The following is a 13,114-nucleotide window of genomic DNA, read 5'->3' as shown; positions in this document are numbered from 1 at the left end:
TTATGTGACCTTAATCACAAAGTTGCGATATTTTATGCTACATCTTTGCAACATGGAAATCATCGCATACCTGGCATCAGTACTCATCGGCCTTTCCCTTGGCTTAATAGGTGGTGGAGGATCAATACTCACCGTACCGGTCATGGTTTATTTATTTGGCATCACACCCTTACTGGCCACATCGTACTCCCTTTTTATTGTAGGCAGTACCAGTCTACTAGGTGGCTACCAACATTGGAAAAAAGGATTAGTTAACGGCAAAGCCGTTTTATATTTTGGGCTCAGCTCCATTGTCACGGTATTTATGGTACGCAAATACCTGCTTCCTTTAATTCCCTCACATTTATTTTCTATTGCAGGCTTCACTGTCACCACCAACCTGGTCACTATGCTGCTTTTTGCTATTTTAATGGTAGCTGCGGCGCTGTCTATGATCAGAGAAAATCTCAGCAACCCTGTTAATCCTTCGGCTACATCAGGCCGAGCGGTAAAACTATTACTTTATGGAGTAGGCATTGGCCTGGCTACTGCCTTGTTAGGTGCCGGAGGTGGGTTTTTACTTATCCCTGTGTTGGTGATGCTGTTGGGCTTGACCATGAAAGAAGCCGTTGGCACGTCCTTAATGATTATTGCCTTAAACTCACTGATTGGCTTTGCCGGCGACTTGGGGCACCACCAAATAGACTGGTTTTTTCTGCTAAAAATTACCGCCATTGCCATTTTAGGTTTGTTATTAGGCCTTTATGTAAGTCGTAACATCGATGGTGGGAAACTTAAAAAAGCATTTGGCTGGTTTGTGCTCTTGATGGGTGTTTTTATAATTATTACAGAACTGATGCCTATATTTTAAGACTTGGTGACTTAAGTCACCAATAATTATACAGAATAATCAGAAATTTGCTTTACAATTCACACAAAACACCTTAACATAAGACCATGTTAGCACTCCTTAAACAACCCTGGCCATGGTATACCTCTGGTGCCGCCATAGCCTTCATTATGATTTTACTGATCTACTTTGGCAAGTCCTTCGGGGTTTCCTCCAACCTACGTACCATCTGTACGATGGCTGGGGCTGGTAAAAAGGTTGAGTTTTTCAACTTCGACTGGCGCACACAAAAGTGGAACCTACTATTTATCGTAGGAGCGGTCCTGGGTGGTTTTATATCCGCAACATTGCTTAAAAGCGATCAGGCCTTGCAACTCTCCACAGCTACGGTGAGTGATTTAAAAAGTATTGGTATCTATTTCGATGGGCAGTTGAACCCCTCGCAATTGTATAGCCTAGATGCGGTCTTGTCCCTTAAAGGCTTTCTATTGTTATTAGCTGGGGGCTTGCTTGTAGGCTTCGGCGCAAGGTATGCCGGCGGTTGCACTTCGGGGCACGCCATTTCTGGCTTAACCAATATGCAGGGCCCTTCGTTAATTGCCGTCATTGGCTTTTTTATCGGTGGCCTGGCCGCAACCTTTTTCATTTTACCACATCTTTTTTAAACATAACCCATCATGAAATTTATTAAATTTATACTGGCCGGTATCCTATTCGGCATCATCATGAGTAAGTCTGAGGCCATCTCCTGGTACCGTATTCAGGAAATGTTCCGCTTCCAGTCCTTCCATATGTATGGTCTCATGGGCACTGCAGTAGTAATTGGTTCCCTGGCTGTTTACCTCATCAAAAAATACAAGATAAAAGATTTTGCCGGTCAGCCCATTGAGTTTCCTAACAAAGAAAAAAGTATAGCCCGTTACCTACTGGGTGGTATCATATTTGGGCTGGGCTGGGCACTTACCGGCGCCTGTCCAGGACCTATGTTCGTTAACCTAGGCCATGGCTACCTAGGCATGGTGGTGGTTATTGTGGGTGCATTAGGCGGTACTTATATTTATGGCCTGATAAAAAATAAACTGCCCCATTAAAATAAATACCATGTGTGACTCAGGTCACCATCTGTCTTTACAAACTATAGCTAATTTTGAATAACAAAAACTTAGACTCATGAAAATTAAACAATTCGAAGACAAGAACCTTTCCCATTATAGTTATGCCATCCTAAGTGAAACCAGTGGCGAAATGGTGTTAATAGATCCGGCACGCATCCCCGAACCCTACCAGCAATATGCGAAGGCGGAGGGCGCCAGCATCATCGGTGTGATCGAAACCCACCCACATGCAGATTTTGTGAGTTGTCACCTGCAACTGCAACAACAAGCAGGCGTAAAAATCTACGCAAGTAAATTGTTGGACCCAGGTTATTCTTATACCGCTTTTGATGAAGGCGATGTGTTGGAATTTGGAGATGTGAAACTGACTTCCATGAATACACCGGGGCACTCACCTGACAGCATTTCCATTGTTTTATCACATGATGGCGAAGACAAAGCGGTATTTACAGGCGATACGTTGTTTATTGGCGACTGTGGCAGGCCGGACTTAAGGGAGATGGGTGAGGACCTCACGTTAAAACGAGATCATTTAGCCAGGCAGATGTATCACTCGCTTCGCGATAAGCTGATGCATTTAGGTGATCAGGTGGTGGTTTACCCTGCCCATGGTGCGGGGTCCTTATGTGGCAAGGCCTTAAGCGATTCCAGCAGTAGTACCATTGGTAATGAGAAATTAAGTAACTGGTCGTTACAGGACATGTCTGAAAAAGCATTTATTACAGCATTAACCGCCGATCAGCCTTTTGTTCCTCAGTATTTTCCTTACAACGTGGCCCTGAATAAATCTGGTGCCCCCAACTGGAGGGAAAGTCTGTCGAAAGTTCTTGTAGGCGAAACCATCGACAATAAAGCGGCAGCAGATCGTTTAGATCTGCAGGTGCTTGTGATTGATACCCGACCAGCAGCTGTCTATAAAAAGCAACATTTAAAAAACTCCATTAACCTCATGGATGGGCTTAAGTTTGAAACCTGGTTAGGTACCTTGGTGGCGCCTGGAGATCGTTTTTACCTGGCTGCAGCTGATGAAGACGCCTTAAAGCAATTAATGGAAAGAATAACTAAAATAGGCTATGAGCCATTCCTCTTACAAGCTTTCGTATTGCTATATGGAGACGAAAGTTCTGATCAGTTGAATCTGGAAGAATTTGAGGCCAACCCATCTGCCTATACTATTGTAGATGTGAGGAATGAAAGTGAACGCGAGGATTCACCCGTATTCGAAGGATCAATACAGATTCCATTGCCAGCGTTAAGTAGCCGTTTAAAAGAAATTCCTACAGTTAAACCCATTGTGGTTCATTGCGCAGGAGGTTATAGAAGTGCTGCAGGAAGCAGTATGTTAGCGCATCGGTTAAGTCCAAAAGTGTTTGACCTGAGTGATCATATTAATAAATATATAGGTAGCCATTAGTTTATATTACTGAAAATCACCTGGTTGATTATAATTTTTATGCTTAGTCAAACATTTTTTATGGCTTCCTAGTTAATAGTCGAAACTTATACGACCGCCAATGCCGACTAAGCAACTTTATCATTATCAACAAAAGGATATAGACACCCTTTTTGAAAAACTGGAATCCCGTGGCACCAACTGCCGCTTATTGTATCAATTGCCAACCGGTGGTGGAAAAACAATGATATTCTCTAAAATTGCTTCCAAATACATTGAGCAATACCAGCGTAAAGTCATTGTACTCACTCATCGGACTGAACTATGTAAACAAAGCGCTGCTGCCCTAAAAATGTTAGGCATTCCAAATAAAATGATCAATAGCGCGGTTAAGCGGATCTCCCGAAAAGAGACTTATCAATGTTATGTGGCTATGGTCGAGACCTTAAAAAACCGCATAAACGATGGCCTCATTGACACCAGCATGGTTGGTTTGATCATTGTTGATGAAGCGCATCACAACTCCTTTCAAAAACTACTTAGCAAATTTGAAAATGCAGCCATCATCGGTGTTACCGCTACCCCCTTAAGTTCAGACATTAATCTGCCTATGCATAAGAATTATGATGAGCTTGTTTTAGGTGAACAGATCGGATCACTCATCAATCAAGGCTTTTTAGCCAAACCTACTACCTGGCGTTATGATGTGGAACTTAATACCCTGAAGACCGGAATCACAGGCGATTTTACCGTCAGCACCTCCGACGAGCTATACAGTTCGCAGGCCATGACAGACTTGCTGGTTCATGCCTATGAATCACATGCTAAAAACAAAAAAACCTTAATTTTCAACAACGGTATCTTCACCTCCCGAAAAGTATATGAGGTGTTTTCTTCTTTAGGCTATCCCATCCAACACCTGGACAATAGTACAAGTCCTGTAGAAAGGACCGAAATCCTGAAATGGTTTAAAAAGACCAAAGGGGCTATTTTAACCTCCGTTTCTATTCTGACCACAGGATTTGATGAACCAACTATCCAGGCAGTTATCCTTAACCGCGCTACCACCTCCATCACATTGTATCACCAGATGATCGGCCGCGGGTCAAGACGCCTTCCACAAAAAAAGACTTTTACCATTATAGACATGGGTAACAATACTGACCGTTTTGGTGATTGGAACACTGAAATAGATTGGAAGACTATTTTTGAAAATCCAGATGCCTTTTATGCAAGCCTCCACACACAAACCAGTTATGAGGCGCACCAGATTCCTTCAGATATGCGTGCAAAATTCCCTAACAGTTTAGAAATTTCTTTTGATGTACAGTCCGCACACCAGTTAGCGCTGGACAGCGGTCAAAAGGCAAAAACCGTTATCCGAGATTCAATCCGTCAGCATGCGCTGATGTGTGCAGACAACAGTGACAGTATCTCTGAGGCACTAAGTCTTGTAGATGAACTGTTGCGCGAAATTGACTGGCGTATTAAACAGTATTCGAAATGCCTGGGTAAGGTTACTAAAAACTATATGGAATGGTTGAAAGAAGATTACCTGGCCAAACTTCGAAAATTAATCACCAAAATTATGGGTAGGAGGGCACTGTTAAAAATGGCGGTTTAAATAGAGTTACCTGCTTATTTTAGCAAACCATTAACCAGTACGATGGGTGGATAATCCATAGCATTGCTAACACTCAGCTTTAGAATTCCTTTTACCCTAACTGTATTATACGTAAATTTTGTGGGTTCTAAAAGTTCAACATAAACCATTGCTGGAATGCCGTTTTTTCCACAAAAGAAGCACTGGTTGATTGGTAGGGTAGATAACATAAATTTGCTTTGTTTCATGCCTTCCTGAATTGGAATCATGTATCCTTCCAATTCGAATGATTTGTTTGCATACTTTTTTATTTCATTTGTATATACAGCATACATCTCCTGGTTTTTGACCACTTTGAAACTTACTCCGCCTATTATATTCCATTGACGTGAAATAATCTGGTCATTCGGATTATGCTGCTGCGCACTAACTTTAAATACTGCAATGATCAAAAGAAGGACTAGATTGGAAAGTTTCATGGGTTATTAATTTTTCTTTAAAACATCATCAATAGGAGTGCAATAAGCTTGCAGTGCCGGAAATAATGCCGCAATGATGCCTATGGTTAGGCCGAAAACCATCAGATAGATTTCGTCCGAGATAATGATTAGACCAGTTAGCGCGGCCTCACTATTTTCCTGGTAATGAGCAATAAACTCCAGCACTACATGGCCAAGTGCTATTCCCATGAAAGCACCAGCAACGGTGACGATTATCCCTTCAATGATAACGATGAAGAACAATTTCCCTCTCGATGCGCCTAATATTCGCATAACAGCGAGGTCATAATTTCTTTCTTTCAAAGAGTTATACAAATTGACAAATACGCTAATTGCTGCAATAGCCATGATCAGTACCGCAAACCACTGCAGGGTATCTATTCCAACCCCAATCAGCGAAAACAAACGGGTACTTTCAGTAGCTGGAGAAGCAGCCTGCATATTTGTAGATTGGTTAACCATTCTAGGAAACTGTACTACAGCCATAGGTGAACGATATTGAATTAACAGCGTGGTAATTTCTTTATGTCCATTTGAAGCAGTTTCATTATAGTCCTCTCCATGTTGATGATTATGGTCATCATTGCTGGTGTTATGCATGTGCCATATACTGGAAATATTTGTCAAGATCAGGTTGTCGGTGACATTTCCTTGTGGTTCAAGAATTCCAGTAACTTTATAGGCATAATTCTTATGAATAGATGAATTTTCAGTAAGACCATGGGATCCATAAAAATAGTCACCAACCTTCAAAGACTGTTCCTCAGCCACTCGGGCACCTATTGTGGTTTCGAAATCATGTTTCCAAAACTTACCGGTTTTGATTTTCAGTTTATAGAGTTTTAAAAAATTACTGTCTGTACCAACAATACGAACCCCATGGTAATTATCTCCTAATGCAAGTGGCACAGCGCTTTTAACCCAGGGATGATGCATTAACTTTTCAGCTTCAACCATGGGGATGTTTCCAGTTGGAAAATCTATATGATAAATACTACTTAGAATAAGTTGTAGGGGGCTTCCTTTAGCGCCAACCACAAGGTCAATACCTTTTGCATTATTACTTAACTTTGCGCTTATTTGATGAACCACAAGCAATAAAACAGTTAAAATGCCGATGCCTAATGCAACCAAAAGCATATTTATAGCTGAAGATAAAGGTTTTGCACACATGCTTTTCCAGCTGATCATTAATGGGCTCATTTTAATTGACGGCTATGTTTGAAGGAATCAGTAACTCTTTTATCATGCGTGGCTACAAGAAGCACGGCGTTATTTATTTCACATTGCTCCTTGAGGAGTTCAAGCACAACACGGGCATTTTGATCATCTAAACTGGAAGTTGGCTCGTCGGCAATTAAAAGCGTTGGCCGGTTGATCACAGCACGAGCAATGGAAACACGTTGTATTTGACCCTGACTAAGCTCGGCAGGGTAGGCGGATTCTTTTTCGCCTATGTTTAAAGACCCTAACACCTGTCTCACCCTCCTAGTGTCAACCCTCAGGCCAGCTAAACTTTGCGCCAGCACTAAATTATCTAGAACATTAAGACTCCTGATTAAATGGGGTCGTTGAAAAACGATACCTATATTTCTACCCCTGAACTGATCTAATTGACCAGATGAAAGCCTATATAACGCAGTTCCATTTATTGTTACTTCACCCATGTCCGGCTTTAATATGCCTGTAATGATGTGTAATAAAGTGGTCTTCCCACTTCCAGATGCGCCTAGTAATAGCCAATGCTCCTGTGCCTGCAGGGTCCAGTCTTCAAAAATTAGCGATGAAGACTGTTTATATCGGTGAGACACATTTTGTAAGTGGATCATATAGCTGCATTAAGGTTCTATTTATACTTAGCTTTTGTGTTCATGTCCGCATACTCGATTCAACTTCCAATTGATATAATGTGCTGCTGCTATGGTGAAACCTCCTAAAGGCACCAGAACAGGCTCCATTTGTTCAAGAATAAAATGACCTGTAGCAATGAATAAAAATCCTGTGATGAGCACAAGGATGGGAGTTAAATTTTCATGCCTGGAATAGCTGCTGATCAATGACCAGGCGCCGATCAAAAGGGAGAGGCAAATCATCACCATCTCCACCCAAATATTGGCCAGGAATTCCAACCCAACAAGGGGCAAAAAGGTAATGATTAATGGTAAAGCAGCGCAGTGAATAGCACATGCAATGGAGGCGGTCATGCCTAACTGATCCAACCTGTCTGATTTAAGAAGTGATTTCATGATAAAAATTTATGGGGTTTATAATGCATTAGGATTAAGCTAATTAAAATGAATGGTATACTGAGTATTTGCCCCATATCGAGTAACATACCTGCTTCGAAAGCTACCTGGTTTTCTTTTAGAAACTCCACAGCAATCCGGAAACTAAACAGCAGTAAAAGTACCAGGCCAACATAATATCCATTTTGTTTAGGATATCGGCGAACTAACCAATAAGTGAGAATAAAAATCAGCAGATAGGCAATAGCCTCATAAAGTTGCGTTGGATGTCTGGGAATGTTATCTGTTTTTATAAAAATAAATGCCCAGGGCAAATTGCTGGGTATGCCAATAATCTCTGAATTCATTAGGTTTCCTAGGCGAATAAAAAAACCTGCCAATGGCACAACGATGGCCACCTGATCCAATACAAAACGTATTGATAAATTATACTTTCTACAGAATAAAAAAATGCTTAATAGTATTCCGATTCCAGCTCCATGACTTGCCAGGCCCTGGAAGCCTGTGAAGTGAAAATGAGGATTAAAACTTACCGGTAGAATAATTTCTAAAGGATGCTCAGCATAATAGGTGAGGTCATAGAACAGGCAATGGCCAAGCCTTGCACCAATCAAAGTTCCAAAAAATACATATATGGTTAGCTTATCCAGTAATTCTGGATGAACTTCATGTTTGCTAAACTGTCTTTTTATCACCAGGTAGCTGACCCCAAAAGCCAAAGCGAAAAACAGCGAGTAATACCTGAGTGCAAAAAAGCCTAGATCTATTATTGTTCCATTAGGATCCCAAAGGTATGCTGCAATCAGACATGTTAACTTCATATTATCTTTGTTTTATAACCTGCAAATTATTTCGAACAAAGGTACAGCATAAAATTCTTCAAATGCAACTGTGTTGCGTATATTCTTTAAGTGTTAATTATTTAAATTTAATTATACACCTTTGAGTCAGCATGTTAACTAGATTTTATGCTAGTGTTTTTCTTTATCGAGGGATTAAAGCAATTATTTATAGTTAATTAAATAGTGGCAGTAAGGAATAATTGAGGAGTAGACTTTGTAAAACAAATAAAAAGAAGCAACTTTGTTGCATCAATGAGAAATAGGAGGACAATCAGTCGAGCACATGTCTATTTATCAGCAATACTGCTGGTATTGTTTGTATCTATTCAGGTAGTCCAAATTATTCACTCGCATCACTGTATCGCTGAGTATAATGACACGGAGCAAAGTAATGAGCGCATTACTGCCGGTGTTGAGATATGCAGATTATGTGATTACAATACTCATCATAAACACGAGACTATTTACCTCAGTAAATCTTCGCCATTAGCGCTACTCGTACCATCATCAGTTGAGTTAAAGGGTAGGGTTGTCATTCGTATTTACGAGTTTACATGGCAAGGCATAACCAATAAAGGTCCCCCGTTTTCTGTGCGGGCCTAACTATAATCACCCAGATTTTTTATGAGCGCTTTAGGTGCTCAATTTTCACATGAAGGGATTCTTTATGTTGCTTGTCTGTGCAATTTATTTTTGCAGAGGCTAATCAATCTAATAGACCATTTAACTCACCACACCTTTTTAATTAATCAAATACAGTATAAAAATGAACAAACAATTACATTCAAAAATGAAAAAAACTGCAATTAAATTAGTAGCGTTGCTACTCATCGCATCATCTATTACAGCATGTAAAAAAGATGAACAGAATAATCCAGAACTACCGGTACCAACTATTGAAAACATTGAGGTAGGTTTAAATAATGGTGAAATGGGTGTAATTGGTCGCGACTTTCACTTTGATGCTAAGATTACAGCTGGTGACAAAATTGAAAATGTGCAGATAAAAATCCTGCCACGCAGTGGAGAGACATACGCCAAGCCCTGGCAGTTTGAGCTTACGTGGAATGAGTATAAAGGTGCAAAAAATGCGACTGCTCATCAACATTTTTCATTGCCAGCGGGAGCCGTTGAGGGTAAGTATGACTTTATTATTATTCTAAATGATCAAAATGGTACAAAACTAGAAGTAAAAAAAAATATTACCATTTATCTTCAGGCCAACATTCCAGTAGGTCCTGTGGAGGCTATTTTTAGCATAAGCACAGACTTAGGTTTTTTTTACCGAAACGGAGCATTTTCAAAGCCTGGAAATAAACTTATAAAGGGTGATGTTATAAATACACAAGTGACGCTTAATAACGTAAAGGGAAGCGGAAAAATGTACATCTTGCTTATCAATAAGAAGCTAAACCACCGTCCTGAATCTATACAAGCAATTGATTTTAGTAAGGCTATGGTTCTTGACAATTACGAGCATAAAGATTGGAAAGAGGGTGCTTCGTTCAGCAATATTGAATTTGACCCTGTAGCTTTCAAATTCATACGTGAAAGCCCTTCATTGCTTATTGGCGCGGAAAAGGATAACAACACGCCTAGTCCAAATGCGATTAATGGCATCAAAATCTGGGAATCAGGAGATTATGTGTTAGGTTATATCTACCACAATACTACTTACAATATCAGCACCTTTAAGTATATCGACTTTGGAATTAACTTTTAAGTCGGAGTCGGCCAAAGAGTAAACTAAATGTTAATATAGCAGTTGGGCTTTTTAAAGCCCAACTGTTTAATAAAAGAATTCAAAATATAGGGTGCGGTTAAGGTTAATTTCTTACAAAACGAATTCCACAACCTTCAATGCATGGAGGATGGAGCGTTAGCGAACTTGCTGAAACTTTGTAACGATAAACCAGAGGCTCCTTAGCATTACTATTAATAACTTCAATTCTTACACTATCTATAATTTTAAGACTATGCAAATCCGGTACAGCATCTCCGCTCATCTTACCTGATCGATCCACCGTCAAATATTTTGGGTCACCTTTTACTTTAATGTATTTCCCGCTTCCGTCGCCAGGGTCATTCATCGTTTCGGTAAGTTTCCATTTCCCGTAAATTTCACCCGGAGCATCTTCATCTTTTTTACAACTTAAATAAACCAAACTGAAAACGAATAGTAAAATACATAGTTTCTTCATAGCCTTATTTTTTCTTTTTTAAACGGTTAAAATCTATGATGTGCTACACTTAAACTGTATTGCTGCCTTTAGCGTAACTTTTATAAATTGCGCCTTTGTTATTTTTGTCAAATTCAAATTCTCTGATAAATGTAAGTCCGATTTTTTTCAATGTCTTTTATAGATGCAATATTGTCCGCCATTGCTCTTCCAACTATAATTTTTAACCCAAGTTTTTTAAATCCATAAGTTAAACAAGCTTTTGCACTTTCAGTTGCATAACCTTTATTCCAATAATCTTCAAAAAATCTAAACCCAATATCAGTTTCGTTTAAATGTTCATCATATTTCAGTCCGCACCATCCCAAAAATTCATTGTCCATTTTCCGCGTAATCACCATAATTTTTTAAAAACTCTTTTGCATCCTCCATATTTTTGAAAGCTGAATCTCCAGTGAATTTTATAACATTTGGATTTAAATTAAGCTTGTAGAAGCTGTCTGCATCATTAATATTTAATTCTCGTAATAGAAGTCGATCAGTTTCTAAAATCAGTTTCATCTGAATGTTTATAATTGCGTTCACGTAAGCATCTTAGGGATTGCCGTTCGACGAATTTTAAAATATAAAATTAGTAAATGAGGTGATGGATAAGCTCCAGTATCCTGTTAATAATTTTCCTCTGCTAACTTGCTTGGAAGCCGGATGCTAATCACGGTACCTTTCCCTGGTGTGGAAGAAATATCTAATTCACCTTTCAAAAGATGAAGTTTAGTTTTAATGGACTTTATGCCTATACCTTCATCTATTTCTATCTTTGACGTATTAAATCCTTTGCCATTATCTTCTACTCTAACTAAAATATCATCTTGATCAATGCCTAACCTTAAGGAGGCCTTGGTTGCGTCTGCATGTTTGATTAAGTTCATAGCTAATTCCTGCACTATTCGATATATAGCTTTTTCCAGATAGTTTGGCAGTTTGGTATCTAATCCCTTAAAATCACATTTGAAATTTATCGTTCTGCTAAGCTGCGTGCAGATATCTTCAATCGCAACTTGTAGTCCAAAATCTTTAAGTACAGATGGCATAAGGTCATGTGAAATACGCCTGCTTTCCTTAATACATTCAACTAATAAATCCTTAGTGCTCTCAATGGTTATAGCAATATGCTTTTGAAGCCCTGAATTATCCAACTTGATATGATCCAGGTTCAGTTTCACACCATATAATAGTTGGCCCAAACTATTGTGCAGATCTTCTGCAATACGCGCCCGTTCTTTCTCCTGGGTGTTGATGGTCATTTCTAATAACTGCTGCTGAAATTGCCGTTCGCGGTTATTTGCTTCTTTCACATCATTCTCCATTGTCTTACGCTCAGAAATATCTTCCAGAATAGTATAACCAAGAGTTTCACCATTATCCTCCAGAAGGATTGAATTAATCCGACACCAGATAACGCTTTTGTTTTTCTTAATGATACAGGTGTCAATGCTAAATGAAGGCTTCCTATTAGTCCAGAGTTCAAGTTGTAATTCCTTCCAGCAATTCGCAAATTCTGGCAATACAATATCGGTAATGCGACTTCCCAGAAGTTCTTTCTTACTGTAGCCTAATAACTTTACTAACGCATTATTGACTTTAATAATCTTTAAGTCGGCATCAATAAACTTTTAACCCAGCGATGATTGCTCGAAAACAGTTTTAAACTTGTTTTGGCTATTATAGTAATCTTGTGCAGCGCGCTCACTTTTCTTTTGATGGCTTTTCGATCGGGATAATTCCAATTTCAGGCATTTAATATTTTCCTTTAAGCGCTGTATTGTTTTTTCATTAGCAGACATGGTATTCGGTTAGGCGTTTATAGGTAAATATTAGAAGGTGAGGCGATAATTTCAGGTAACAAACATTGAACCACTTACGGAATTATTTAAAGTAACAAATTGTAAATTTTGATGGTAAATATCGAAATGTGATTAGCATAGGTTGCATCTTTTAGCATTTGCCATCTCTTTTCAAAAATTGCAATAGGATTGCATACTAGAGTCACGTATGTTTGTCACCGTTAATTATATTTGCGAAATGAAAATCTTATCAATTGTATTCTCAATATACGTCATGCTGCTTACCGGTGTTGCGTGTGCGGATGAATTAAGATTTTCGGATAATGACAATGCAGAAATAGCCTCCTATAATATACATGTTGAATTCTGTGGTGATCACTGTTCACCCTTTTGTGCATGTGCTTGTTGTGTTGGCTTCACAAATGCACCAGGCATAATTGTTCAACCAATAACTAAGCATGTTGTTCAAACATCCTTCTTTTATTTGGATGAGCACTTCAAAGCATCTAAATATTCTTTCCTACAGCCACCCAGGGCTTAAGTAAACATATCACAGGCCTGC

16 protein-coding genes are annotated in these 13,114 nt (G+C 39.2%); 7 read left to right on the top strand and 9 right to left on the bottom strand.

Annotated features, from left to right (window positions below; all coding sequences use genetic code 11):
• The first annotated feature begins 52 nt into the window (after nucleotides 1-52).
• The 5 genes from IWX76_RS03015 (at nucleotide 53) to IWX76_RS02995 (ending at nucleotide 4,961) form a co-directional block, all read left to right on the top strand.
• Nucleotides 53-850: a sulfite exporter TauE/SafE family protein gene (locus IWX76_RS03015; RefSeq protein ID WP_196858391.1), complete on the top strand. Its 798-nt coding sequence runs from the start codon at nucleotides 53-55 to the stop codon at nucleotides 848-850.
• An 86-nt stretch (nucleotides 851-936) separates the two neighbouring features.
• Entirely contained in the window at nucleotides 937-1,494 is a 558-nt protein-coding gene (locus IWX76_RS03010) for a YeeE/YedE family protein (RefSeq protein ID WP_196858390.1), read from the top strand.
• A 12-nt stretch (nucleotides 1,495-1,506) separates the two neighbouring features.
• Nucleotides 1,507-1,920: a DUF6691 family protein gene (locus tag IWX76_RS03005; RefSeq protein WP_196858389.1), complete on the top strand. Its 414-nt coding sequence runs from the start codon at nucleotides 1,507-1,509 to the stop codon at nucleotides 1,918-1,920.
• Nucleotides 1,921-1,999: 79 nt separating this feature from the next.
• Complete coding sequence (locus IWX76_RS03000; protein WP_196858388.1) at nucleotides 2,000-3,358, top strand: MBL fold metallo-hydrolase; 1,359 nt, start codon at nucleotides 2,000-2,002, stop codon at nucleotides 3,356-3,358.
• 100 nt (nucleotides 3,359-3,458) lie between these two features.
• Complete coding sequence (locus IWX76_RS02995; RefSeq protein ID WP_196858387.1) at nucleotides 3,459-4,961, top strand: DEAD/DEAH box helicase; 1,503 nt, start codon at nucleotides 3,459-3,461, stop codon at nucleotides 4,959-4,961.
• Nucleotides 4,962-4,975: 14 nt separating this feature from the next.
• On the opposite strand, the gene IWX76_RS02990 is transcribed toward IWX76_RS02995, so the two are convergent.
• Genes IWX76_RS02990 through lgt form a run of 5 tightly spaced genes read right to left on the bottom strand, consistent with a single transcriptional unit; the run spans nucleotide 4,976 to nucleotide 8,507 of the window.
• Entirely contained in the window at nucleotides 4,976-5,419 is a 444-nt protein-coding gene (locus tag IWX76_RS02990) for a hypothetical protein (protein WP_196858386.1), read from the bottom strand.
• A gap of 6 nt (nucleotides 5,420-5,425) precedes the next feature.
• Nucleotides 5,426-6,631, bottom strand: coding sequence for an ABC transporter permease (locus tag IWX76_RS02985; protein WP_334641063.1), 1,206 nt, complete (start codon nucleotides 6,629-6,631; stop codon nucleotides 5,426-5,428).
• 8 nt (nucleotides 6,632-6,639) lie between these two features.
• On the bottom strand, nucleotides 6,640-7,269 hold the full coding sequence (locus tag IWX76_RS02980; protein ID WP_196858384.1) for an ABC transporter ATP-binding protein: 630 nt from the start codon (nucleotides 7,267-7,269) through the stop codon (nucleotides 6,640-6,642).
• A 27-nt stretch (nucleotides 7,270-7,296) separates the two neighbouring features.
• Nucleotides 7,297-7,686, bottom strand: coding sequence for a MerC domain-containing protein (locus IWX76_RS02975; RefSeq protein WP_196858383.1), 390 nt, complete (start codon nucleotides 7,684-7,686; stop codon nucleotides 7,297-7,299).
• Nucleotides 7,683-8,507 (bottom strand): prolipoprotein diacylglyceryl transferase, encoded by an 825-nt coding sequence (lgt, locus tag IWX76_RS02970; RefSeq protein WP_196858382.1) that lies wholly within the window; start codon nucleotides 8,505-8,507, stop codon nucleotides 7,683-7,685. The genes IWX76_RS02975 and lgt overlap by 4 nt, the downstream gene beginning before the upstream one ends.
• Nucleotides 8,508-9,294: 787 nt before the next feature.
• On the opposite strand from lgt, the gene IWX76_RS02965 reads away from it, so the two are divergent.
• Nucleotides 9,295-10,251 carry a DUF4625 domain-containing protein gene (locus tag IWX76_RS02965; protein ID WP_196858381.1) on the top strand — a complete coding sequence of 319 codons (957 nt, stop codon included), beginning with the start codon at nucleotides 9,295-9,297 and terminating at the stop codon, nucleotides 10,249-10,251.
• A 103-nt stretch (nucleotides 10,252-10,354) separates the two neighbouring features.
• Here IWX76_RS02965 and IWX76_RS02960 read toward each other — a convergent pair whose 3' ends face one another.
• The 4 genes from IWX76_RS02960 to IWX76_RS02945 all read right to left on the bottom strand — a co-directional run bounded on the left by IWX76_RS02960 (nucleotide 10,355) and on the right by IWX76_RS02945 (nucleotide 12,375).
• Nucleotides 10,355-10,729 carry a hypothetical protein gene (locus IWX76_RS02960; protein WP_196858380.1) on the bottom strand — a complete coding sequence of 125 codons (375 nt, stop codon included), beginning with the start codon at nucleotides 10,727-10,729 and terminating at the stop codon, nucleotides 10,355-10,357.
• Nucleotides 10,730-10,842: 113 nt separating this feature from the next.
• Nucleotides 10,843-11,091: a GNAT family N-acetyltransferase gene (locus tag IWX76_RS02955; RefSeq protein WP_196858379.1), complete on the bottom strand. Its 249-nt coding sequence runs from the start codon at nucleotides 11,089-11,091 to the stop codon at nucleotides 10,843-10,845.
• A complete protein-coding gene (locus IWX76_RS02950) occupies nucleotides 11,081-11,269 on the bottom strand; it encodes a GNAT family N-acetyltransferase (RefSeq protein WP_196858378.1) in 189 nt (62 codons plus the stop codon). Before IWX76_RS02950 ends, IWX76_RS02955 begins: the two co-directional genes overlap by 11 nt.
• Before the next feature lie 107 nt (nucleotides 11,270-11,376).
• The gene (locus IWX76_RS02945) at nucleotides 11,377-12,375 is read right to left on the bottom strand and encodes a PAS domain-containing sensor histidine kinase (RefSeq protein WP_334641341.1); all 999 of its coding nucleotides are present in this window, start codon (nucleotides 12,373-12,375) and stop codon (nucleotides 11,377-11,379) included.
• A 385-nt stretch (nucleotides 12,376-12,760) separates the two neighbouring features.
• Between IWX76_RS02945 and IWX76_RS18145 the strand changes: the two genes are divergently transcribed.
• Nucleotides 12,761-13,093: a DUF6660 family protein gene (locus tag IWX76_RS18145; protein ID WP_442952245.1), complete on the top strand. Its 333-nt coding sequence runs from the start codon at nucleotides 12,761-12,763 to the stop codon at nucleotides 13,091-13,093.
• Nucleotides 13,094-13,114 lie beyond the last annotated feature (21 nt).

The sequence above is a fragment of the Pedobacter sp. CAN_A7 genome, from assembly GCF_015752175.1.
Taxonomy (GTDB): Bacteria; Bacteroidota; Bacteroidia; order Sphingobacteriales; family Sphingobacteriaceae; genus Pedobacter.
Note: the sequence above shows the minus strand (reverse complement) of the source record. Positions and strands in the feature narration are given on the sequence as shown.